The sequence below is a fragment of the Rhizobium sp. 01T417 genome (genome assembly GCF_056398905.1).
In genome coordinates, this window is sequence record NZ_JBFTQH010000005.1 from 200,114 (window position 1) to 222,095 (window position 21,982).

The 21,982-nt window shown below is 60.2% G+C and carries 20 protein-coding genes and 1 other RNA gene; 15 read left to right on the top strand and 6 right to left on the bottom strand.

The genetic code is table 11. The annotated features are described in order from the left end of the window. Positions 1 to 16: 16 nt before the first annotated feature. Together AC1DPR_RS08005 and AC1DPR_RS08010 are read right to left on the bottom strand one after the other, a co-directional pair. On the bottom strand, positions 17 to 688 hold the full coding sequence (locus AC1DPR_RS08005; protein ID WP_018858304.1) for a class I SAM-dependent methyltransferase: 672 nt from the start codon (positions 686 to 688) through the stop codon (positions 17 to 19). Beyond that, a complete protein-coding gene (locus tag AC1DPR_RS08010) occupies positions 685 to 1,929 on the bottom strand; it encodes a BtaA family protein (protein ID WP_018858305.1) in 1,245 nt (414 codons plus the stop codon). The genes AC1DPR_RS08005 and AC1DPR_RS08010 overlap by 4 nt, the downstream gene beginning before the upstream one ends. Before the next feature lie 172 nt (positions 1,930 to 2,101). On the opposite strand from AC1DPR_RS08010, the gene AC1DPR_RS08015 reads away from it, so the two are divergent. Beyond that, the gene (locus AC1DPR_RS08015) at positions 2,102 to 3,487 is read left to right on the top strand and encodes a serine hydrolase domain-containing protein (protein ID WP_018858306.1); all 1,386 of its coding nucleotides are present in this window, start codon (positions 2,102 to 2,104) and stop codon (positions 3,485 to 3,487) included. Here the strand turns inward: AC1DPR_RS08015 and AC1DPR_RS08020 are convergent. The 3 genes from AC1DPR_RS08020 to AC1DPR_RS08030 form a co-directional block, all read right to left on the bottom strand. Continuing rightward, a complete protein-coding gene (locus AC1DPR_RS08020) occupies positions 3,481 to 4,416 on the bottom strand; it encodes a lytic transglycosylase domain-containing protein (RefSeq protein WP_018858307.1) in 936 nt (311 codons plus the stop codon). The two genes, AC1DPR_RS08015 and AC1DPR_RS08020, sit on opposite strands and share 7 nt — an antisense overlap. Positions 4,417 to 4,529: 113 nt before the next feature. Next, positions 4,530 to 5,165 carry a LysE family translocator gene (locus tag AC1DPR_RS08025; protein WP_018858308.1) on the bottom strand — a complete coding sequence of 212 codons (636 nt, stop codon included), beginning with the start codon at positions 5,163 to 5,165 and terminating at the stop codon, positions 4,530 to 4,532. A gap of 57 nt (positions 5,166 to 5,222) precedes the next feature. After that, on the bottom strand, positions 5,223 to 6,434 hold the full coding sequence (locus AC1DPR_RS08030; RefSeq protein WP_113471576.1) for a pyrophosphate--fructose-6-phosphate 1-phosphotransferase: 1,212 nt from the start codon (positions 6,432 to 6,434) through the stop codon (positions 5,223 to 5,225). Positions 6,435 to 6,847: 413 nt separating this feature from the next. On the opposite strand from AC1DPR_RS08030, the gene AC1DPR_RS08035 reads away from it, so the two are divergent. From AC1DPR_RS08035 to rnpB, 5 genes are all read left to right on the top strand, one after another. Next, on the top strand, positions 6,848 to 7,555 hold the full coding sequence (locus AC1DPR_RS08035) for a J domain-containing protein (protein ID WP_018858310.1): 708 nt from the start codon (positions 6,848 to 6,850) through the stop codon (positions 7,553 to 7,555). Next, positions 7,552 to 8,316, top strand: coding sequence for an N-acetylmuramoyl-L-alanine amidase (locus AC1DPR_RS08040; RefSeq protein WP_113471577.1), 765 nt, complete (start codon positions 7,552 to 7,554; stop codon positions 8,314 to 8,316). Before AC1DPR_RS08035 ends, AC1DPR_RS08040 begins: the two co-directional genes overlap by 4 nt. A 261-nt stretch (positions 8,317 to 8,577) precedes the next feature. Beyond that, positions 8,578 to 9,096 (top strand): lytic transglycosylase domain-containing protein, encoded by a 519-nt coding sequence (locus AC1DPR_RS08045; RefSeq protein ID WP_026371940.1) that lies wholly within the window; start codon positions 8,578 to 8,580, stop codon positions 9,094 to 9,096. A gap of 100 nt (positions 9,097 to 9,196) precedes the next feature. Further along, positions 9,197 to 10,384, top strand: a complete 1,188-nt coding sequence (locus AC1DPR_RS08050) for an FAD-dependent oxidoreductase (protein ID WP_113471578.1) — start codon at positions 9,197 to 9,199, stop codon at positions 10,382 to 10,384. Positions 10,385 to 10,482: 98 nt separating this feature from the next. Continuing rightward, an RNA gene (gene rnpB, locus AC1DPR_RS08055) (RNase P RNA component class A) lies at positions 10,483 to 10,878 on the top strand. Positions 10,879 to 10,918: 40 nt separating this feature from the next. On the opposite strand, the gene AC1DPR_RS08060 is transcribed toward rnpB, so the two are convergent. Next, the gene (locus AC1DPR_RS08060; RefSeq protein ID WP_018858314.1) at positions 10,919 to 11,113 is read right to left on the bottom strand and encodes a hypothetical protein; all 195 of its coding nucleotides are present in this window, start codon (positions 11,111 to 11,113) and stop codon (positions 10,919 to 10,921) included. A 579-nt stretch (positions 11,114 to 11,692) separates the two neighbouring features. Between AC1DPR_RS08060 and mraZ the strand changes: the two genes are divergently transcribed. The 9 genes from mraZ to ftsW all read left to right on the top strand — a co-directional run bounded on the left by mraZ (position 11,693) and on the right by ftsW (position 21,978). Next, positions 11,693 to 12,130, top strand: a complete 438-nt coding sequence (mraZ, locus tag AC1DPR_RS08065; protein WP_025659370.1) for a division/cell wall cluster transcriptional repressor MraZ — start codon at positions 11,693 to 11,695, stop codon at positions 12,128 to 12,130. Between the two features lie 17 nt (positions 12,131 to 12,147). After that, positions 12,148 to 13,173, top strand: coding sequence for a 16S rRNA (cytosine(1402)-N(4))-methyltransferase RsmH (gene rsmH / locus AC1DPR_RS08070; protein ID WP_113471579.1), 1,026 nt, complete (start codon positions 12,148 to 12,150; stop codon positions 13,171 to 13,173). A gap of 1 nt (position 13,174) precedes the next feature. Then, a complete protein-coding gene (gene ftsL / locus AC1DPR_RS08075; RefSeq protein WP_018858317.1) occupies positions 13,175 to 13,576 on the top strand; it encodes a cell division protein FtsL in 402 nt (133 codons plus the stop codon). A gap of 2 nt (positions 13,577 to 13,578) precedes the next feature. Further along, entirely contained in the window at positions 13,579 to 15,321 is a 1,743-nt protein-coding gene (locus AC1DPR_RS08080; RefSeq protein ID WP_018858318.1) for a peptidoglycan D,D-transpeptidase FtsI family protein, read from the top strand. Positions 15,322 to 15,388: 67 nt separating this feature from the next. Then, positions 15,389 to 16,849: a UDP-N-acetylmuramoyl-L-alanyl-D-glutamate--2,6-diaminopimelate ligase gene (locus AC1DPR_RS08085; RefSeq protein ID WP_018858319.1), complete on the top strand. Its 1,461-nt coding sequence runs from the start codon at positions 15,389 to 15,391 to the stop codon at positions 16,847 to 16,849. Continuing rightward, positions 16,846 to 18,279: a UDP-N-acetylmuramoylalanyl-D-glutamyl-2,6-diaminopimelate--D-alanyl-D-alanine ligase gene (locus tag AC1DPR_RS08090; protein ID WP_018858320.1), complete on the top strand. Its 1,434-nt coding sequence runs from the start codon at positions 16,846 to 16,848 to the stop codon at positions 18,277 to 18,279. Before AC1DPR_RS08085 ends, AC1DPR_RS08090 begins: the two co-directional genes overlap by 4 nt. Before the next feature lie 22 nt (positions 18,280 to 18,301). Further along, positions 18,302 to 19,402: a phospho-N-acetylmuramoyl-pentapeptide-transferase gene (mraY, locus tag AC1DPR_RS08095; RefSeq protein WP_018858321.1), complete on the top strand. Its 1,101-nt coding sequence runs from the start codon at positions 18,302 to 18,304 to the stop codon at positions 19,400 to 19,402. Between the two features lie 7 nt (positions 19,403 to 19,409). Continuing rightward, entirely contained in the window at positions 19,410 to 20,822 is a 1,413-nt protein-coding gene (murD, locus tag AC1DPR_RS08100; protein ID WP_018858322.1) for a UDP-N-acetylmuramoyl-L-alanine--D-glutamate ligase, read from the top strand. Between the two features lies 1 nt (position 20,823). After that, positions 20,824 to 21,978, top strand: a complete 1,155-nt coding sequence (gene ftsW / locus AC1DPR_RS08105; protein WP_018858323.1) for a putative lipid II flippase FtsW — start codon at positions 20,824 to 20,826, stop codon at positions 21,976 to 21,978. Positions 21,979 to 21,982 lie beyond the last annotated feature (4 nt).

A 21,982-nucleotide genomic window follows, 5' to 3' on the forward strand; every position in this document is an offset into this window, starting at 1 on the left:
AGTTTCAAGCGAAATGTCAAGGTTTGGTCACAATGACGGCCCGCCAGGCATAGCCGCCACTAATGGTCTCGAAGGTCAGTCGCGCTTGATTTTCAGAGGCTTGCGACGCGAGAACCTGCCGCAAATCGGCACGCGGCGACACGTGAAATTTTCGCAGCCACGCCTTGAGAAAGCGTGCAAACCAGCCCGGAAGGCGCTCCTGCTGGCCGAAATCGACGATGTGCAGCTCGCCGCCGGGGGCGAGGGCGGCCACGGCCGAGTCGACGGCGCGTTCCCAATCGGGGATCATCGAAAGGGCGTAGGAAATGAGAATGCGGTCGAAGCCGCTGACGCCGAACTCGCGCGGCGTGAAGGCGGTCGCGTCCGCGACGCGGAAATCCGGAAGCGTTGCTTTGGTCTCGAATGTTTTGCGCGCGGAGATCAGCATCTCGTGCGAGATGTCCAGGCCGAACAGCCGAGCCCGCGGGTAATATTTATGGGCGAGCGCCAGGTTGCGGCCGGTTCCGCAACCGACCTCCAGCAGGGTGCCGTCTTCCGGCACATTCAGATTGCGGATCGTCTCATCACGGCCGAGAAGGTAGTACTTGCGCGTCAGGTCATAGATGTGGCGCTGATAACGGTACATGCCGTCCATCAGGGCGGCGTGGCCGTCGTCCTTGGTGACGGGATTCGTGCCGACCCCGCTCACGCATTCTTCCCGTAGATATGGAAGCCGCCATAGATTGCCGAGCGATCAAGCGCCGTGAGTTCGGCGGAGCGCTTTTCCATGTACGTCCACTGATCGCGGATTGCAGGCGACAGACGGCCTTCGATGATGCTCTTTTCGGCCGCCGTACGGAAGATCGCCCGGGCACCTTCGCGCGCCGTGCGGCTGATCTCTGCCCATAGGTCGTTGAGTTGCTGGTCCGTCATCCAGTCCTGTGCATCCAGGAGGACGTAGCGATCGCGCGATCCGGCCGGCTCGCCGGCGAGCAGTTCCGTGAAGCTTGCATGATGAACGGTGACGCGATCCACATTGCCACGGATCGCCTCGTAGTTCGCGGGCTCGAGATAGGTTGGGAGTGTGCCTTCGCCCTTCGGCGCGTAGCGGCGAGCGAAAGCCTGCCAGGCAAAATAGTTTTCCTGCATGGGGAAGTGACAGGCCAGCTTCTCAAGTCGGTGCCGTAGGACCGGCGCGATTGACTGCTCGGCGGCGAGGCTTGCCAGTTCGTCGTATTGCTGTGGCGGGATACCGAGGCCGAACAACGAGCTCTTGCGGCCGGTGATCCAGCGTACGACCGGCTTGTCGAAGAGTGGTGCGATCTTCTCGTCGAAGAACTGGCGCTGCTCGCGCAGGGAGCGCGTCTTGGTCATTTCCGTCAGGTCGACGCCATGCAGGCGGGCCAGAAGGTGTGCTGCTCCAATGAACCGACCGAGGAGACCTGTTTCGTAGATGTTGCGGTCGAAAACCGTGACCCGCCGACGGCCGAACTTGCGGGCGTTCCAGTAGTTGCGGGTCGCGTCGTCAAGATTTGCAGCGAGGAATTGGTCGAAGGCGTGGCTGTTCGACAACTCGCGCGGTGTGGCGAGGAAGCGAACGAGATCGGCGTGTGCGGGAAGGTGGCTGAACGCGGCAAGCTTCAGGCGATTGAGGGCAATATGATGCGGATTGAGATCGACCACATCAATCGACGCCGGGCTCCTGGAAAGATAGGCAAGCATGTTGCAGCCGCCGGAGCCGATCGTCACGATGCGGTGGTGAGGCTGAAGCTCCATCGCCAGCATGTCGAGGTCGGGATCTTCCCAGATTTGCGGATAGACCAGGCCGGAAAACAGCAACCCAAAGAGCCGTTCCGAAAAGCCTGCCTTGGAGAAGGCATTGTGGCGGAGAAGAGCTGCCTTGAGTTTCCGGTTCTTGCGGAAGCCGGCATCCGGTGCAAATTCCGTCATATGAGTCTTTCACCCTTTTAGCGTTCAGGGCGTTTAGCGCGCCGTCACTACAGTTTGATGACGCAAGCTGTGGGCGCGTGCTTCCGTCGGTGGAAATGGAAAAACATCCGGGCATTGGGGGCTTTCGCGCTGCCGGCTTTCCTGCTTCTCTTGTGGGCAAGGAGGATCGCATATGCGATTTGTGCTGCGTGTCGTGAGGCCACTCGCTCTTTTGCTGGTCGCGATCGTCGCTATGAGCGCGGCTTGGCTTTATGCGCGGCCACCTGAATTGCTGCGAGTCGGTGATGGTTACGCAGCCAAGATCGTTTGCTCGAACGTATTCCTGGCAGGGCGTGACCCCGAACAGGTGCTTTACGAGGACGTTCAGGCGCCGGGAAATCCGTTGCTACGACTGGTACGCGTCACTGTCGACAGGCAGGACAAGCGGGTTACCGCTCGTATCCTCGGGCTCTTCGCGCCGGGCCATGCGATCTATCGCGGCGCACTCGGCTGCAGCAGCGTGCCGGATGGTGACTTCGAGGCCGCGGCGCGCGCCGTGCCCGAGGTTCCGGTGACTCCGGAGCCGCAAAATGAGGCCCCATGGCCGGAGGGAAATGCCGTCGCGAAGGCCAATGACAGCCGTGTCGATGCACTGCTTTCAGATGCCGAGCTGATCGGTCCTGCAATGCGCGCGGTTGTCGTGGTTCGCAACGGCCGCATCATCGCGGAGCGCTATAGTGACGGATTCGGTCCGATGATGCCGCTCACAGGCTGGTCGATGACGAAGACCGTGAATGCAGCCATCGTCGGGCGGCTGATGCTCGACAACAAAATCGCGTTCGATGAGGCTGGCCTTCTGCCGCAGTGGAAGGGGGGCGACCATTCGGCGATCAAGCTGAGTGATCTGCTCGGCATGGAGAGCGGCCTGGTGTTCAACGAGAGCTACGGCACGGTCGCCGATGTCACACGGATGCTCTATCTCGATGCGGATATGACGGCGCTGCCAGCAAGTCTGCCATTGGAGGCAAGCCCGGGCCAGCGTTTCAGCTATTCAAGCGGTTCGTCGGTGCTGATCTCAAAGATATGGATGAACAGGATTGGCAACATGCAGGCGGCGCTTGCCTATCCCAAGACGGCGCTGTTCGACCCGATCGGCATGTCGAGTGCTGTCTTGGAGGTCGACGCACGGGGCACCTTCGCCGGCAGTTCCTATCTTTACGCCACAGCGCGGGATTGGGCGCGTTTCGGCCAGTTCCTTCTTCAGGACGGCGTCTGGAACGGCCAGAGGCTGTTGCCGGAACGGTTCATGGCAGCGATGAGGACGCCGACCGTGGCCTCGGGCGGCAAATATACCCAGGCGCAGGCCTGGCTCGCCGCGCCGGGCGGTGACACCAGCGCCGTTGCCGGTCTTCCCGAAGATACGTTCTGGATGGAGGGGCACGATGGGCAGAGCATTGCGATCGTGCCGTCCGCGAAGCTTGTCGTCGTCAGGCTCGGATTGACGCCAAGCTGGCTTCGCTACAAGCCGCAGATGCTGGTCAAAGAGATCCTAGCCGCGCTGCCCGGCAGTGATCAGTAGTTGCCCTGGGCGACGTCGTCCATGCCCTTGCGCTTGGCTTCGTAGTAATAGCCACGGGCATAGAGGCGGACAGCATCGTCTTCGCTGCTGTCAGAGACGAGCCAAGCGCCGCGAAGATACTTGGCGGCGTATTTGATGTTCGTTTCGGCATCAAAGAGGCCAGCGGGCTCACCTTCGTAGCCCATGGACTTGGCCGTGTTGTACTTGATCTGCATCAGGCCGAAATAGCCGCGCTTGTTATAGGCCTTGGAATTGTAGCGGCTCTCGCGATGCACGACGCGGTGAAGCAGCGAGGCGGGCACCTGGTAGAGCTTCGAATATTTGTCGATGATCTTGGTGATTGCGCTTTTCTCAACCGTCGGCGCGCCATCGTCGTCGCTGTCGCTGAACATCGGCGGTGCGGCCGGTGGATCCGAGGGACCTGAGGTGTCGAAACCGTAATCCATCATCGGGTGCGGCGTCGTATCGATAGCGGAAAGAGCTGCAATCGCGCTGCTTCCAGCCTGAGGTGTTGCGGCAAAGGCGAGTTGAGTCGACGGGGAAGGGGTGCCCGGGCGCGGGATCGGTACAACGGACTGAATCGCTGTCATTTCAGGCGTGAGCGGAATCTGCGCGTAACCCGTTGCCGTCGTCGCCCCGGCCTGACCGCTCAACTGAGAAGGATCGGTTGCCGGCATGGCGGGTGCCGCGAGGGCCGTTGTCGCCTGGTCGGCGGTGGTGATCATCGCCGTCTGGGCCGCTCCGTCGCCGGCCGGCACGGCTGCAAGCGTGGCGTCTTCGCCGGGCTTTGGTGTCGGAACAACGGTCTGGATTGCGGTCAGTTCTTCCACCGACGTGTATTCGACGCTCGTGCATCCGGCAACGACGCCGCAGAGCATCGTCGAAACGATGAGACTGCGTTTCAGGCCGGAAAAACCGATCGCTACCATACTCTCACTTTCGTGAACGCGCCGCCCCGGCAGCGTTAGAAGTTACCAAAAACCTTAAGCCTGGAATCCGCAATTAACGTATTCGTTGCGTTGCTGCAACCCGCTGGAAATATTTACGCGGCTATCCGCCTATAACCGGCTGTTACGGCGCCTGCGGCAATGAGCAGAGTGCCGCCGGTGCGGTTAACCGCACGCTGGATGCTTGCCTTGCGAATAAGCCCGCGAGCCGCGTTTGCTGCCAGTGCATAGGTCGAGGCATTGATGGTTGCGAGGACCAGGAACGTGGCTTCCATGATGAGCATCTGGCCGAAGAACGGCAAAGCGGGATTCAGGAACTGCGGAACGAAGGCGACGAAGAACACGATGCTCTTCGGATTGAGCGCCGTGACGACATAGGCGTGCAGGAAAACCCTGATCGATTTCTTTTCGGGCAGGTTGTCATTGTCCGCCATCGGTTCGGACATCACGGGTGCGCGCCAAAGCTTGATCCCGAGCCAGATCAGGTACGCGCCGCCGATCCATTTCAGCACCGTAAATAGGGTCGCGGAGGCCGCAAGCACGGCCCCCAGTCCGAAAAGGGATGCAGTCATCGCGGTAAAGTCGCCGAGCGCGACGCCGGTTACCGTCGCGAGCGCCGTCTTGCGCCCATGGCCCAGCGCATAGGAAACAACGAGAAGGATCGTCGGCCCCGGTATCGCCAGCATGATTGCAGACGCAGCGGCAAAAGCGAGCCAGGCTTCGAGCGACATGGAATCTCCTCCTGTTCCCTAAGGGAAAGCAAAGACACCATATTAACCCTCAGTCAATCATGCCGCGCTGTATTTCTGCCCGATCGTGTCCATGACTTCGCCGAACCACTCGGTGGAGGTGTCGAAGGCCTTGCCACCCTTGATACGCGGGAACTCGATTGTCCGGAGCTTACCATTCTCCGCTTCATCGTGACCTGTGACACCGGAGACCTTGTTCAGGGCGCTTTCGACGGCAAGGTCGGTCATGCTCTGAATCAGACGAAGGTCATCGCCGTTTGCGGGGGCCGAACGTGCGAAGTAACCCGATTTCTGCACGAGCGAGCGCTCGGCATCGATGAGGCCTGCGAACTGTTTCTGGAACCAGCCGCCGACATTGATCGTGTCGATCTTCACGTGGCCGAAGGCGTCGCGCTTGATGGTCTCGCCCGCGGCCTCGCGCTCGGCGACGATGGCGTCAAGGCAGGCGCCTTCCGAAACGAACACGGTCGCATGACCGGTGCGGTCCATGACTTCCTTCAACCGGGCCGCTTCCGCATCGAGATCGAATGCCAGTTCGGGCAGGTAGACGGCGTCGATGCTTTTCATCCTGGCGTTCGTCATTAGCCCATCGACATATTCATAGTTCTTCGTCCGCTGCAGATAGGCCCGAGCAGTTGCCGCCGTCAGCCAGCCGCAGTGGCGCCCCATGACTTCGTGGATGATCAGTGTGCGCGGTGCCGCGGTCTGCTCGTTGCTGACGTTGTCGAAGAAGTGTGCGCCGACTTCGGCGGCTGTCCATGCGCCAAGCGACTGGCGGATCGGGACGACGTCGTTGTCGACCGTCTTCGGCAGTCCGACGACCGTCAGATTGTAGTCGTTGGCCGCCAGATATGCCGCAAGATCGGCAGCGGTAGTGTTCGTGTCGTCGCCGCCGATCGTGTGAAGAATGGTGACGCCATCGTTGGCAAGCCGCTCGGCCGCCACACGCAGCGGGTTTTCGCCTTCCTTGACGAGACCGCGCTTCACGCAATCGGCTGCATTGGTGAGCTTGACGCGGCTGTTGCCGATCGGCGACCCGCCGTAGCGATGCAGAAGCGAAGCCTTCTCCCGCATGTCTGCCGTGATCTTGATGCTGTCGCCGAGGAGTACGCCCTGGTAACCGGAACGATAGGCGACGAGCTCGATGTCGGGCGCAACGTCGCTGTAGCGTTCGATCAATCCGCCGACTGCGGAGGAGAGACAGGGCGCCAGGCCTCCGGCCGTGAGCAATGCGACTTTCTGTTTGGCCATGATCCCTCCATTGTGTCTCGTATCGGTGCAAGCGCGTCTGCTTACCTAACGCATGGATGCGGCAGGGAAAGGGCCATGTAAAGTGTTGTTATTGTGAAAATCGCGCCCCTGACGGCGAAGGTAGATGGAAGCGCGGATATAATCGTTTCAAGCCAAGGATAGCTGTTCAGATGGCTTGTGGAAATTCCCGAGCGCGTGGAGCCGACTGTACAACTGCATGCTTCTCTGATGCGTTAACAGCCTATCCCTTGGTGTCATATGACGCCGTGCGAATACGGCGTATGCTTGGATGCCGGAGCGACAATTACCGAATTGTGAAAGCAGTATTCGCTCCTATGACCAATCGTCGCCTTGCAAACGCAGGCTTTATTTGGTCAAGGTGTCTAATCTTATTTGCACTGCGAGAGACTCTTATGTCCTTCTGGGAAAAACTGCTGAATGCCATTGGCAACACCGCGGGCAACGTCCTTTCGGCGGTGGTCGAGGCTATCCGGACAGTTTTCGAAGGCGATCCGGAGACCCGCCGCAAGGTGGCTTTCTCAGTCGCGATCATTGCTCTGTCGGCAAAAATGGCCAAAGCGGACGGGATCGTCAGTGAGAAGGAGGTTGACGCCTTCCGCGAGATCTTCGAATTCCCGCCCGAGCAGGCGAAGAACGTTGCGCGTCTTTATAATCTGGCGCGCCAGGACGTGGCCGGCTATGAGGCCTATGCGGAGCGCTTGTCGTCCCTGTGCGTGACATGCGCCGCCAATTGCCCGGTACTGGAAGAGGTACTGGACGGTCTCTTTCATATCGCCAAGGCTGACGGGCTCATTCATGAGAAGGAATTGGCGTTCCTGCGGCACGTCGGCCAGATCTTCCATATGAATGACGAGCATTTCGAAAGGATCGCCGCGCGCCATGTCTCCGTGGGACGTGATCCCTATAAGGTGCTCGGTGTTTCTCCCTCCGATGATTTCACCACGATCCGTCGCCGTTACCATGGTCTTGTCAGCGAGCATCATCCGGATCGGCTGATTTCCCGTGGTGTGCCGGCCGAGTTCCATGCCATTGCCAATGAGCGCATGGCGGCGCTGAATGCCGCCTACGAGGCGATCGAGAAGGAACGCCGCGCAGCATGACCTCGTTCGAGGCCGACTACCGGAAGGCAATTGTTCGCCCTTCGCCCAATCACGGCGAGCGTGCGGATGGACGCAAGCCAGATATGATCCTTCTTCACTATACAGGTATGCCAACGCCCGACGGAGCGCTGGAGTGGCTCTGTCGCGACGAAAGCCAGGTCTCCAGCCACTACTTTGTCCAGGAAGACGGCGAGGTTCTGCAGCTCGTGCCCGAGGAGCGCCGTGCCTGGCATGCTGGCAAAAGTTACTGGCAGGGCGAGACCGATATCAACTCGTTGTCAATAGGGATCGAGATCGCCAATGCCGGTCATCCCGGCGGCCTTCCAGAGTATCCCCAAGAACAAATCCAAGCCGTGATCGAATTGTGTCGAGATTGCGGCCAACGTTGGTCAATTGCCCCTGAAAGGGTGCTTGGACATTCCGACGTTGCACCGATTCGGAAGGTCGATCCGGGGGAAAAATTTCCCTGGGCGGAGCTCTCCAGGGCCGGTATCGGCCACTGGGTCGAGCCCGCACCGATCTCCGGTGGAAGATTTTTCCAACGCGGCGACCGCGGCCAGCCGGTCGAAGCCCTGCAGTCGATGCTGTCGCTCTACGGCTATGCGACTGAGATCACTGGCGAATTCTCGGCCAAGATGGCAGGCGAGGTCGAGGCCTTCCAGCGTCATTTTCGGCCCGCCCGAATCGACGGAATTGCGGACTTTTCGACGATAGACACCCTGCACCGTCTGCTGGCGTCGCTTCCACGCTACTCCGCATAAGTAGTACTTTTGAGTCGCGCCAATTTACCGGGATTCTGAGAGTTCGTCGGCTCGCCACATCATTTCCCTATTATCTCCTCATTGCGATGGTCTAACGCCAAACGTCGAACGGCGCCGCTTGTGTTGTTTGGGGTTCTTGGCGGTCGTCAATTGAAACAAAAAGAATTGCTGCAGTATCTCTAATAAATATCTGCCGCATAAAACTGGATCGTTATTTGAAACGCGGTCCAGAAATTCTTTGGGTCGGAGTAATTAGACTGAATGAATAGGATTATTTCTGCTGCGGTGTGCGCAAGCGCACTGTTGATGGGTATGAATTGCGCTTTCGCGGGTGAATGGGGCGCAAGGGCACAGACGGTTCCTTTGAAGACTGTTGATCGGACTAGCGGCTATGCAATGCCGGACTTCACGGCCAACAAATATTCGGCTCTCATTATCAAGTACGCAAAGCAATATAACGTTCCTGCCGAGCTCGCTCAGGCCGTCGTTCGCGTCGAGAGCAATTTCAATCCGAACGCACGCGGTAGTGCCGGTGAAATCGGTCTCATGCAGATCAAGCCGGCGACAGCAAGGATGATGGGTTACTCGGGGACGAGCAAGGGGTTGTTCGATCCCGAGACGAACATCAGGTTCGGCATGAAATACCTGGCCGCTGCACATGAACTCGGCGGTGGTGAGACCTGCGACACGATCCTGAAGTACAATGCCGGCCATGGCGCAACCCGCATGAACCCGGTCTCCAAGGCCTATTGCGGTAAGGTCCTGGCGATGCTCGACTGATCACCTGAAACTGCCTGTCTGATAATTACTTCGACCGGGCACTTAAGAATATGATTCAACATAGTGCCTGTGTTATCTGGCCTCCGAAATGAGGTGATACATGGCAGTTGATTTCAAGGTGATCATCGTCGGGCGCGGAATGATGGGCGCGGCTGCGGCCCGCCATCTCTCCGGGATGATCGAGGGTGTTGCGCTCATCGGCCCCAGTGAGCCAGTCGAGCGCAAGAGCCATCATGGCGTCTTTGCCAGCCACTACGACGAGGCCCGCATCACGCGGACCTTCGACGACAATGCCGTTTGGGCGACGCTGGCGGCACGCTCGCTCGACCGCTACCACGAAATCGAAGCGAAGAGCGGCATTTCCTTTTTCACGGAAGCGGGTTGCCTCTTTGCCGGACCACCTGCCCAACCGGGGGAGCGATATCTCGGACGGGCGCTGCAGGTCAGCGAAACGCTCGGTCTCGACGTCGAAACGCTGACGCCGACGGCGTTGCGGGACCGCTTTCCTCCGTTTGATCTCAACCCGTCGTTCAATGGTTATTTCGAAGCGAAACGCGCGGGCCACATCAACCCGCGCGCTTTGGTTCGAGCGCAAGCCAAGCTTGCCGAGCAGGCGGGCGTGACGGTTATCGATGCGACTGTTGCCTCTGTTCGCGATGAGGGTACGTTCGTGGAGGTTCATGCCGGCGGCAAGCGCTATACCGCCGAGCGGGTGCTGGTCGCTGCCGGCGGTTTCAGCAATTTCAACGGTCTTCTCCCTGCTGCTATCGATGTCAGGATCGCGGCGCGCACCGTGGCATTCTTCGAACTTGGCGCCCGGGAGATGGCAGTTTTTTCCGAAATGCCTTCAGCCATTATCTTCGGCGACCGCGACGAGGACCATGTCTACATCCTTCCGCCGGTGTGCTATCCCGACGGCAAGTTCTATCTCAAACTCGGCGGCGAGTTGGAAACGCGCTCATTCGAGACGCTTGAGGATGTCGGAACATGGTTTCGCTCCGATGGCGATCTGGCGGAGCGCGACCTGCTGGTGTCAACGGCCCTGCAGCACATGCCCGCATTGGCGGGTTGCGCAACAACCTCGGCGCCGTGTGTGGCAACCTTCACGGCAACAGCCTATCCCTATGTGGGCTATACGGATTCTCCACGAATTGCGGTTCTGGCCGGTGGCAATTTCGTTGCCGCGAAATCATCGGATGAGCTCGGCCGACTGGGCGCGGTCGTCATGACGCAAGGCTGGCTCGGCGCCGAGGACTTCGGCAGGGAGCTGACGCCGGTCTTCCGCTAGGCACGCTCCGGTCGGGGAGGGGCGCCCGTTGCGAGTACGCGCAGAGCTCGAAGATATTTCAGTGGCATTCGCTTCGCGTCTCCGCTAAGGGAGCCATGCCAGTTGGCCGGGCAGCCGCGCTTTACCAATGCCGAAAGGCGGTAGGGTGAGGAAAGTCCGGGCTCCACGGAAACACGGTGCCGGATAACGTCCGGCGAGGGCGACCTCAGGGAAAGTGCCACAGAAAGCAAACCGCCTGCCTCGGCAGGTAAGGGTGAAAGGGTGGGGTAAGAGCCCACCGCATCTCCGGTAACGGCGATGGCAAGGTAAACCCCACCGGGAGCAAGACCGAATAGGGATGACGTGGGAGGCGAAAGCCTTCCGGCTGGTTTCCAGGTCAGTCATCCGGGTGGGTTGCGTGAGGCAGCGTGCGAACGCTGTCCCAGAGGAATGGCTGCCACGTTCCGGCTTCGGCCGGGGCCATACAGAACCCGGCTTACAGGCCAACTGGCGAACTACCTTTGCTAAGACGCGTCTTGTTGATGTCGTCGATTGCTAGTGGGCGGTCGGTGCCTTTGCCAGGCATTCATCGCAGGTGGTGCTGCTGCGCGCGAGAATGGACCAGCGCTTGAATATCTTGCCGCAGGAATCGCATTGGATGTCGGTCGTCATGCCTGACTGCGACAGTGGAATACGCTTTTCCGGTTCAAAGCGCCCGTAAAGAAGTCCCTTTAATGTGAAGTTTGTCATACTATTACTCCACGGTTACTTATTTAGCCTTCATTAATATGCGGCAGCGCTGAACCGATTCAATTCTCCGCCTCCTTATTATTTTGCACATGGCAATATCCGAATAGCTTGGTCGCTTACTTCAAAGGGGATAGCGGCTGCATACCTCTTCATGGGGCGCCTTGGATCGACGCCTGCCACTGTTGAAGAGCAAGCCTTAAGCCTTTGTTGGAAATTGCATATTTGGTTGTGCCGATCTGAGCCATCGGTCGCCTTCGGGCGCGTGCTGGCAGGGCTGGTTCGCGGCATCGGTAAGTGCGGAACTAACCCTTTGTTAAACTTAACAGCTTATAAATTTTCGATACGGCGCTCATCGTGAGACGGGCGTTTCCCATTGACGCCCATATGGTCCCATGTTATCCCATTCATGCACTGCGCAAGGGCAAGTAGGTGCCCACCAATCGCAAAGCCAAGGTGTCTTCTGTTCCGGAAGCTCCGGATGGGGTCTTGTCCATTCGGCTCGCGAAGCTGTGCCTGAATTTCAGGGTTCCGGGCTTTTGAGTTCAGTCCGGGCTCTTTCGGGAACGGATGTTTCGTGTCATGAGCCGCTTCCTTTCAAATGCGACCAACAGAATCGATTCCAAGGGCAGGGTTTCCGTGCCGGCGGCGTTTCGATCCGTGTTGGCGCAGCGCAATGTTCAGGAGCTCTATTGCTTCCAGGACTTTGTGTTTCCGGCGATCAGTGTCGGCGGTCCGGATCTCCTGGAGAGGTTCGAGCGTCAAATCTCTGCGGAAGATCCGTTTTCGCCGGACGCGAACGAGATGTCGCTTCTCATCCACGGGGGCGGTATCTTCATGAAGCTCGATGCGGAAGGCCGGCTGATGGTCACGGATTTCATCCGCGACTTCACCGGTATCTCGGACGAAGTGACCTTCGTTGGTCGGGCGGATCATTTTCAGCTGTGGCAGCCGCAGGCATTTCAGGCTGCTCAGGTGCAGGCACGAGGAGGGCGTCGGCTGGCGGGCAGGCGTTCCTAAAAATACGAGGGAACGGAATGGCGGCGAATCCTGGCGGAGATTCAACTGATGCCGGTGGCGGACCGGTTCGCCACATTCCGGTTCTTCTCAATGAGGTGCTTGCCGCGCTCGAGCCGTTGCCCGGCAAGATCATTCTCGATGGCACCTTCGGTGCGGGCGGCTATACTTCTGCCATTCTGGGTGCTGGCGCCAATGTGATCGCCCTGGATCGCGATCCGACCGCCATCGAAGCCGGTCAGGCCCTTGTCGCTGAAAGCCAACGCCGCTTGAAGCTCGTTCATTCGCGGTTTTCTCAATTGGCCGATGCTGCTCCATCGGGCGGGCTGGATGGAGTCGTGCTCGATATCGGCGTGTCCTCAATGCAGATCGATGAGGCCGAGCGCGGCTTCTCGTTCCAGAAGAATGGTCCGCTGGACATGCGGATGTCGGCGGCTGGCGTTTCGGCGGCCGATGTGGTCAATCGTGCCAAGGTGGCTGATCTGATCCGCATCTTTCATTTTCTCGGAGAGGAAAATCAGTCGCCGCGCATCGCGCATGCGATTGAAAAGCGGCGGGCTGAAAAGCCGTTCGAGACGACGCGCGATCTGGCTGGTCTGATCGAGCTCGTTACCCCACGTAAAATGAAGGACAAGATTCATCCGGCGACCCGGGTCTTCCAGGCGTTGCGGGTTTTCGTCAACGACGAACTTGGCGAGCTGGCGCGGGCGCTGTTTGCCGCCGAGCGCGTGCTGAAGCCCGGCGGGCGTCTCGTTGTGGTTACCTTCCATTCGCTCGAAGATCGGATCGTCAAGACCTTCTTCTCTGATCGCGCCGGCAAGGCTTCGGGCTCGCGTCATCTGCCCGTCGCGCACGAGCGTGCGGCGACCTTCGAGCGGATCGGCAAACCCATGGTTGCTGCGACCGAGGCGGAGGCGCAGGCAAACCCGCGGGCGCGATCTGCCAAGCTGCGGGCAGGGCTGCGCACTGCCGCACCCGCTGAAGCGGCGGATATTTCCATCTTCGGGCTGCCGAATCTGGCGAGTCTCGGAAAGCTCGGAGCCTGATATGCTGAGAACCTTGGACCTCATCCTCGTCGGTGTCATGACAGCAGCTGCTGCTGTCACCTATACGATCAAGCACCATGCCGAGCTCAAGCTCGAGGAAGTTCATCGCCTTGAAGCGGAGATCAAGCTCGAGAAGGATACCATCGATCTGTTGAAGGCCGATTGGGCTCTGTTGTCCCAGCCGAACAGGCTCGAGCGGCTCGTCAACAACTACAATGGTGAGCTTCAGCTGCAGCCGACGGCTTCCACGTCGCTGGTTCATGCCAAGGAACTGCCGATGCTGAAGTCGCAAGTTCCGGTTCCCGACATTACCGAAGCGAAGGCCGGTGCCAAGGCGAAGCCAAAGGCGGTGGCGCCTGAACCCGAAGAAGAAGACATGATGGCAACCGGATCGGTGGAGTAGAGATGTCGTTTCTTTCACGCATCATGGTCTTGAAGAGCCAGGCGCATTTCTCCGCCGGCACGCACAACCGCCTCGGCGGCAATAGGCCGATCGAGGGATCGCGAAAAAAGAGGGCGGGACAGGCCAAGAGCCGCGTCGGGCTCCTGATCGTCGGCTTCGTTGCTGTTTATTGCGTGATCGGCGGGCGTCTCGTCGAATACGCAGTCCGCGACCCCGATGTCGTGTCCAGTATCCTGCCGCCTGATCGTCTGATGGCGTCGCGCCCGGATATCCTGGACCGAAACGGCGAGGTGCTGGCGACCGATATCCGCACCGTCTCGCTGTTTGCCGAGCCGAACAAGGTTGTCGATCCCGACGAGGCGGTCGAGAAACTCGCCACCGTTATGCCCGACCTCGACATGAAGGGGACTTACAAGAAGCTCGCGAACCGCACGTCCCACTTCGCCTGGCTGCGTCGCCAGCTGACGCCGAAGCAACAGAGCCAGATCCTTGCGCTCGGCATTCCGGGCATCGGCTTCCGCCCTGAGAAGCGCCGCTTTTATCCGGGTGGCGCCACCGCAGCGCACATTCTCGGTTACGTCAACATCGACAACCGCGGCGTTGCCGGCATGGAAAAATACATTGACGATCAGGGCCTTGCCGACCTCGCCTCCGTCGGCATGACAAGCGACCAGCCGCTGGAGCCCGTTCGCCTGTCGATTGACGTCCGCGTCCAGAACATCGTGCGCGATGTCGTCGTCAACGCGGTCAAGAACTACGAGGCCAAGGGCGCCGGCGCTGTCATCCTCGATATTCATACCGGCGAAGTGCTCGGAATGGCATCGGCCCCGGATTTCGATCCGAACAACCCGCTGGAGGGCGCCAAGGAGGGCTGGCTGAACCGCATGTCGAACGGCACGTTCGAAATGGGCTCGACCTTCAAGACGTTCTCGCTTGCCATGGCGCTCGACACGGGCAAGGTCAGCCTGAACGACAGCTTCGATGCGACGCAGCCGATCCGCATCGGCGGCTTCACCATTCACGACTTCCACGGCCAGCGCCGTTGGCTGACGCTGCCTGAGGTGTTCCAGTATTCGTCGAACGTCGGCACAGCTCGCATCATCGACATTGTCGGGATGGATGCTCAGAAGGATTATCTTACGAAGCTCGGCCTTTTGACCAAGATGCAGACCGAACTGCCGGAAGTGAAGATGCCGAGCCAACCGAAGGTTTGGAAGAAGATCAACTCGATCACGATTTCCTTCGGCCACGGCGTTTCCACGACGCCACTGCAGACGGCGGTTGCCGGCGCGGCGCTCGTTAACGGCGGCAAGCTCATCGAGCCAACCTTCCTGCCGCGCAATCGGGAACAGGCGGACGAGGTTGCTGAAGTGGTTGTCAAGAAGTCGACCAGCGACGACGTGCGTTATCTCTTCAAGCTGAACGGCATCAAGGGCTCCGGCCGCAATGCTGACGTCCCCGGCTTCAACGTCGGCGGCAAGACTGGCACGGCTGACAAGGTGGTCAATGGCCGCTATGCGACGAACCTCAACTTCAATGCGTTCCTCGCCGCATTTCCGATCGAGGATCCGAAGTATGTCGTGCTGACGTTCTGCGATGAACCGCACAATGGCGAGAAGGGTCAGAACATCGCCGCGTATACTGCTGCACCGATGGTGAAGAACATCATTGCCCGCGCAGCGCCAATTCTCGGTGTGGAACCCAAGTTCGGTGACGACGGATCGGCCATGTTGGTGTCTTATTGAGTCTGAATGAATGTCGGAGCCGATTCGCCACGGGGGCGCGGCGGCTTGAAAGAGAAAAGTACATTCGATGAACTTGCGAGACATCGCCGGAGATGCATTTCCGGAACTTGAAAATCAATTAGCCGGGTCTGTCGGGGCGCTGGCGGTTTTGGGCATCTCGTCCGACAGCCGCAAGATCGAACGCGGAATGGTGTTTGTAGCTGTCGCCGGGACGAAGGCAGATGGAGCAGGTTTTATCGCCGATGCGGCGACGCGCGGTGCTGTCGTGGCCATTGCCTCCCATGGCATTGATGCTTCCATACCTGTTCTCGTCGTGAACGATCCGCGCCGCTTCCTCTCGATCGCGGCCTCTCACTTCTATGGCAAGCAGCCGGAAACGATGGTTGCCGTGACCGGTACTGCAGGCAAGACGTCGGTTGCCTCCTTTACGCGGCAGATCTGGGCTTATGCCGGCCATCCGGCGGCGATGATCGGTACGACTGGTGTCGTCTCTCCGACACGCAATGAATATGGCTCGCTGACGACGCCCGATCCAGTTTCGCTTCACAAATTACTGGCTGAGCTCTCCGGGGAGGGCGTTACACATGCCTCGATGGAAGCCTCCAGCCATGGCCTCGATCAGGGCCGTCTGGATGGCGTCAGGCTCACTGCCGCTGCCTTTACCAATCTAGGCCGCGATCACATGGACTATCATCCGACGATCGAAAGCTACATGGCCGCGAAGATGCGGCTTTTCGATACGCTGCTGCCAAAGGGCGCACCGGCGGTGATCTTCGCTGACGATGCGTGGTCGGAGCAAGCCGTCAAAGCGGCGCGCGACTCGGGTCATGACGTCCGCACCGTTGGTCGCAAGGGTGACTACCTGACGCTGAAGCGCGTCGAGCATTTCCGCCACAAGCAGGTGGCTGAAATCCATGCCGAGGACGAAATCTTCGAGGTCGACATTCCGCTTGCGGGCGACTTCCAGGTGGCCAATGCGCTCGTCGCGGCAGGTCTCGCCATGTCGACGGGTGTGCCGGCGAAGGTTGCCATGGCGGCCCTCGAAAAGCTGCAGGGCGCATCGGGTCGACTGGAGCTGGTGGGCCACACCAGGGACGGCGCGCTTGCTTATGTTGACTACGCACACAAGCCAGACGCGCTTGCCAACGTCCTGGAATCCGTTCGTCCGTTTACTACGGGCCGCGTCATCGTCGTGTTTGGCTGCGGTGGCGACCGCGATCGCGGCAAGCGCCCGATCATGGGCGAAATCGCCTGCCGTCTGGCCGATGTGGTGATTGTCACGGACGACAATCCGCGCTCCGAAGAGCCGTCGAGCATCCGTGCCGAGATCATGGCGGCCGCTGGCTGCGCAACCGAAATCGGCGACCGCGCCGAGGCGATCCGAACGGCGGTCGGGATGCTGACATCCGGCGACACGCTGATCGTCGCCGGCAAGGGGCACGAGGAAGGGCAGACGATAGGGGGCGTCACCCTGCCGTTTTCGGATCACGCCGAATTGCGTAAGGCTTTGGAGGAGCTGAAACCGTGAACTGGCTTTGGACGACGGAAGACATGATTGCCGCCATGGCAGGGCGGCCGTTCGGCACTTTGCCTGAGGGCATTACCGGGATTTCCATCGACAGCCGCTCCATTGCGCCCGGCGAAGCCTTCTTCGCCATCAAGGGCGACCGCGTCGATGGCCACGACTTCGCGTCGATGGCGATGGCAAACGGAGCCGCTCTTCTCGTCGTCAGCGAAGCGCGCCTGCCAGCCATGGGGCGGCTCACCGTCCCAGTGATCGTTGTCGAAGATGTGTTGGCGGCACTCGGAAAGCTCGGACAGGCTGCTCGCGCCCGTTCGCGCGCCCAGATCATTGCCGTCACCGGTTCGGTCGGCAAGACGACCACCAAGGAGATGCTGCGCCGGGTCTTGTCTCCATCGGGCAAGGTGCACGCTTCCGTTGCCTCATTCAACAATCACTGGGGCGTACCCCTGACGCTCGCCCGGATGCCGCTCGACACGTATTTTGGTGTCTTCGAAGTGGGCATGAACCATCCGGACGAGATCCGCCCGCTGGTCAAGATGATCAAGCCGCATGTCGCCGTGATCACGACAATCGCGCCGGCACACCTTGGCAACTTCAAGAGCATTCGTGAGATCGCGACGGCCAAGGCCGAGATTTTCGAAGGCGTCGTGTCCGGTGGGCAGGTCGTGCTCAATCGAGACAACGACCAGTTCAACTTTCTGGAGCGGACGGCACAAGCTTGCGGTATCCACCACATCCATTCCTTCGGTCAGCACGCGAAAGCGGATTTCCGCCTGGCAGAGTTTAACGGCTCGGACCAGAGTTCGACGCTCTGGATCACCATCGACGGCGACACGAAGGAAGTGGCAATCGGTGCGCCGGGCCGGCACATCGCGGAGAATGCGCTGGCTGCCCTCGGGGTCGTGAAGATAGTCGGTGCGGACATGCAGCAGGCGATCGGCGCCCTCGCGACGCTCCAGCCCGAGAAGGGCAGGGGCCGCCGTCATCGGCTGATGATCGACCACGGCGCCTTCACGGTCATCGACGAGAGCTACAACGCCAATCCCGCCTCTATGAGGGCGGCAATCGCCGTGCTTGCGAGCGCGGTGCCGACGGGGGCGGGGCGGCGCATCGCCGTACTCGGCGACATGCTGGAGATGGGCGACTACGCGGAAAGGGTCCATTCGGATCTGGCGGGGCCGTTGCTTGCTGCCGGCATTGAGCATGTCTGGCTGGCCGGTCGTGAAATGGCTGCGCTGAAGGAATCGCTCCCGGAGAGCGTCCAGGTCGTTCACTACGAGACGACAGAAGAACTAAGCGAATACGTACTGAACTCCGTCGTGGCTGGCGACGTGCTGATGGTAAAATCGTCACTGGGCATAGGTTTCGGAAAGATCGTCGCCGCGCTTCTTGACAAGTTCCCGCCATTTGCCGACACGCAACGCGATTTTTGAGCGGGTAAACAAGGGGCCCTGAATGCTGATTTGGCTTGTCGAACTGTCGGAACACCTGAAATTCTTGAATCTGTTCAGGTACATTACCTTCCGCACGGGCGCCTCCCTGTTTACGTCCGCCTTCATTGTCTTCCTCTTTGGTCCGACGATCATCAACTCGCTGCGCATCCGCCAAGGCAAGGGGCAGCCGATCCGCGCCGACGGTCCGCAGACACACTTCAAGAAGGCAGGTACGCCGACCATGGGCGGCCTGATGATCCTCGCGGGTATCGTCGGGTCGTCGCTGCTATGGGCTGATCTTTCCAACGTCTACGTGGTTGCCACGCTGCTCGTCACCCTCGGTTTCGGCGCGATCGGCTTCTATGACGACTACCTGAAGGTCACCAAGCAAAGCCACAAGGGCTTCTCCGGCAAGGCGCGACTCGGCATCGAGTTCGTGATCGCAGGCATTGCCGTTTACTTCATGATGCGAACGGCGCTTGCATCCGGAACCGCGGGTTCGACCTTCGGCTCATCGATCGCGTTCCCGTTCTTCAAGGACTTCATGATCAACCTCGGCATCATGTTCGTCCTCTTCGGCGGCTTCGTGATCGTCGGTGCCGGCAATGCCGTGAACCTGACCGATGGTCTCGATGGGCTCGCCATCGTGCCGGTGATGATTGCCGCAGCATCCTTCGGGGTGATTGCGTATCTCGCGGGTAACGCCGTCTTTGCAAACTATCTGCAGATCAACTTCGTACCGGGCACCGGCGAGCTCTCGGTGGTGCTTGGGGCCGTCATCGGCGCCGGCCTCGGATTCCTCTGGTTCAACGCGCCGCCCGCCGCAATCTTCATGGGCGACACCGGCTCGCTGGCGCTTGGCGGCACGATCGGCACGGTTGCCGTCGCTACCAAGCATGAGATCGTCATGGCGATCATCGGTGGCCTGTTCGTGATGGAAACGCTCTCGGTCATCATCCAGGTTGGCTACTTCAAAATGACCGGCCGGCGCGTCTTCCTGATGGCGCCGATCCATCACCATTTCGAGAAGAAGGGCTGGACGGAAAGCCAGGTGGTGATCCGGTTCTGGATCATCGCGGTCGGTCTTGCCCTGCTTGGTCTCTCCACCCTGAAGCTGCGGTGAGGCGGCGATGATTCCCGTTACGACGCTATCAGGAAAGAAGGTCGCGCTATTCGGGCTCGGCGGTTCCGGTTTTGCCACGGCGCGCGCGCTGAAACTGGGCGGCGCCGAGGTGACCGCGTGGGATGATAATCCGGATAGCGTTACCAAAGCCGCCGCCGAGGGCATCCATACCGCCGATCTGCGCACCATCGACTGGAGCGCGCAGTCGCTTTTCGTGCTCTCACCGGGTGTGCCGCTGACGCATCCCAAGCCGCACTGGACCGTTGATCTTGCGCGTGCCGCCGGCGTCGATGTCGTCGGCGACGTCCAGCTCTTCGTGCGCGAGCGCCGGGCTCATGCGCCCGATTGCCCGTTCATTGCCATTACCGGTACCAACGGCAAGTCGACGACGACAGCGCTGATCGCGCATATCCTGAAGTCGAGCGGCCGCGATACGCAACTCGGCGGCAATATCGGGACGGCGGTGCTGACGCTCGACCCGCCGAAGGATGGACGTTTTTACGTCGTCGAATGCTCGTCCTACCAGATCGACCTCGCGCCGACGGTCAATCCGTCCGCCGGCATCCTGCTCAACCTGACGCCGGATCATCTCGATCGTCATGGCACGATGCAGCACTATGCCGACATCAAGGAGCGGCTGGTTGCCGGCAGTGACGTCGCCGTCATCGGCGTGGACGACAGCCACTGCCAGATGATCGCGGATCGTATCGAGCGGGCCGGCGGCAAGGTCATGCGCATTTCCCGCCGTCATGCACTTCCCTACGGCATCTACGCGGATGGAACGAAGCTCATCCAGGCCTCGGGAGGCGCAACAAAGTCGATTGCCGATCTCGACGGGATCCAGACGCTGCGCGGCAGCCACAACGCACAGAATGCCGCAGCGGCGCTTGCCGCATGCCTGGCCGTCGGCGTCTCCGAAGAAGAGATACGCGCCGGGCTCGCATCCTTTCCCGGCCTCAAGCACCGGATGCAGCCGGTCGGGCGTCGCGGCAACGTCGTCTTCGTCAACGACTCGAAGGCCACCAACGCCGATGCCGCGGCTCCGGCGTTGTCGAGCTACGACCGCATTTACTGGATCGCCGGCGGCTTGCCGAAAGCCGGAGGCATTACCTCACTGACGGGGTTCTTCCCGCGGATCGCCAAGGCCTATCTGATCGGCGAAGCCGCGGCCGAGTTTGCCGCGACACTCGGCGAGGCCGTGCCCTATGAGATTTCGGGGACGTTGGAGCGCGCCGTCGCTCATGCAGCTGCCGATGCCGAAAAGGACGAAAGCGGTCCTCTGGCCGTGCTGTTATCCCCGGCTTGCGCAAGCTTCGACCAATATAAGAACTTCGAAGTCCGGGGCGATGCATTTGTCAGCCATGTGGCAGCGCTCGACGGAATCACCATGCTGATCGATTCGGCAACAGGAGATAAATAACATGGTAAGCCGCGCGGAACGTGGGCCTCTGGCCGATTGGTTTTGGACCATCGACCGCTTCTTCCTGGCGATGTTCATCTTCCTGATGGGCATCGGCTTCATGCTGTCTTTCGCCGCGTCGCCCGCCGTCGCCGAGCGCATCGGGCTGGAGCCGTTCCACTTCGTCAAGCGCCATGCCGCTTTCATGATCCCGTCGCTCGCGGTGATGGTTGGCCTCTCCTTTCTGACGCCCCGCCAGGTGCGGCGAACGGCGATCATCCTGTTGATCGTCGCCCTTGGCATGATGTTGCTGGCGTTGTTTTTCGGTGTCGAGGTCAAAGGCTCCCGCCGCTGGGTCACGCTTGCCGGCATCTCTATCCAGCCCTCCGAATTCATGAAGCCGGCCTTTGTCGTCGTCTGTGCCTGGCTCTTTGCCGAGCATGCAAGGCAGCCGGAGATTCCGGGTAACCTGTTTGCCATCATACTTTTCGGCATTGTCGCTGCACTTCTGGTCGCGCAGCCCGACCTTGGGCAAACGATCCTGACGACGGCGGTGTGGGGCGGCATGTTCTTCATGGCCGGCATGCCGTGGATCTGGATCATCCTGCTCGGCGCAGGCGGTGTCGGCGGCCTTGTCAGCGCCTATTACATCTTCCCGCACGTGGCGCTGCGCATCGACAAGTTCCTGACCGGCGAAGGTGATACTTTTCAGATCGACACGGCACGCGAAGCCATCATTCGTGGCGATTGGTTCGGCCAGGGACCTGGCGAGGGCATCGTCAAGCGGATCATCCCCGACGCGCATACCGACTTCATCTTCTCGGTCGCGGCCGAAGAGTTCGGCATCGTCTTCTGCATGGCGCTCGTTGCGCTGTTTTCCGTCCTCGTGCTGCGCGGTCTCTCGCATGCCTACAAGGAGCGGAACGACTTCAACCGCTTTGCCGTCGCTGGCCTCGTGCTGCAGATCGGCATACAGTCGATCATCAACGTAGGCGTCAATCTCGAACTGCTACCGGCGAAAGGCATGACCCTGCCGCTGATTTCCTACGGCGGTTCGTCCATGGTCGCCATCTGCGTTACCGCGGGGTTCATTCTCGCGCTGACGCGTCACAGGCCGGAAAAACGTGCGCAGGATCGGAGCCTCTTCCGCGTCGCGCACGGAATGCCGGCGGAGTAATTGC

Bases quoted from the DNA above. Each gene is read 5' to 3' on its own strand.
- AC1DPR_RS08010 (WP_018858305.1), bottom strand. From the start codon at position 1,929: ATGACGGAATTTGCACCGGATGCCGGCTTCCGCAAGAACCGGAAACTC.
- AC1DPR_RS08015 (WP_018858306.1), top strand. From the start codon at position 2,102: ATGCGATTTGTGCTGCGTGTCGTGAGGCCACTCGCTCTTTTGCTGGTC.
- AC1DPR_RS08020 (WP_018858307.1), bottom strand. From the start codon at position 4,416: ATGGTAGCGATCGGTTTTTCCGGCCTGAAACGCAGTCTCATCGTTTCG.
- AC1DPR_RS08025 (WP_018858308.1), bottom strand. From the start codon at position 5,165: ATGTCGCTCGAAGCCTGGCTCGCTTTTGCCGCTGCGTCTGCAATCATG.
- AC1DPR_RS08030 (WP_113471576.1), bottom strand. From the start codon at position 6,434: ATGGCCAAACAGAAAGTCGCATTGCTCACGGCCGGAGGCCTGGCGCCC.
- AC1DPR_RS08035 (WP_018858310.1), top strand. From the start codon at position 6,848: ATGTCCTTCTGGGAAAAACTGCTGAATGCCATTGGCAACACCGCGGGC.
- AC1DPR_RS08040 (WP_113471577.1), top strand. From the start codon at position 7,552: ATGACCTCGTTCGAGGCCGACTACCGGAAGGCAATTGTTCGCCCTTCG.
- AC1DPR_RS08045 (WP_026371940.1), top strand. From the start codon at position 8,578: ATGAATAGGATTATTTCTGCTGCGGTGTGCGCAAGCGCACTGTTGATG.
- AC1DPR_RS08050 (WP_113471578.1), top strand. From the start codon at position 9,197: ATGGCAGTTGATTTCAAGGTGATCATCGTCGGGCGCGGAATGATGGGC.
- AC1DPR_RS08060 (WP_018858314.1), bottom strand. From the start codon at position 11,113: ATGACAAACTTCACATTAAAGGGACTTCTTTACGGGCGCTTTGAACCG.
- mraZ (WP_025659370.1), top strand. From the start codon at position 11,693: ATGAGCCGCTTCCTTTCAAATGCGACCAACAGAATCGATTCCAAGGGC.
- rsmH (WP_113471579.1), top strand. From the start codon at position 12,148: ATGGCGGCGAATCCTGGCGGAGATTCAACTGATGCCGGTGGCGGACCG.
- ftsL (WP_018858317.1), top strand. From the start codon at position 13,175: ATGCTGAGAACCTTGGACCTCATCCTCGTCGGTGTCATGACAGCAGCT.
- AC1DPR_RS08080 (WP_018858318.1), top strand. From the start codon at position 13,579: ATGTCGTTTCTTTCACGCATCATGGTCTTGAAGAGCCAGGCGCATTTC.
- AC1DPR_RS08085 (WP_018858319.1), top strand. From the start codon at position 15,389: ATGAACTTGCGAGACATCGCCGGAGATGCATTTCCGGAACTTGAAAAT.
- mraY (WP_018858321.1), top strand. From the start codon at position 18,302: ATGCTGATTTGGCTTGTCGAACTGTCGGAACACCTGAAATTCTTGAAT.
- murD (WP_018858322.1), top strand. From the start codon at position 19,410: ATGATTCCCGTTACGACGCTATCAGGAAAGAAGGTCGCGCTATTCGGG.
- ftsW (WP_018858323.1), top strand. From the start codon at position 20,824: ATGGTAAGCCGCGCGGAACGTGGGCCTCTGGCCGATTGGTTTTGGACC.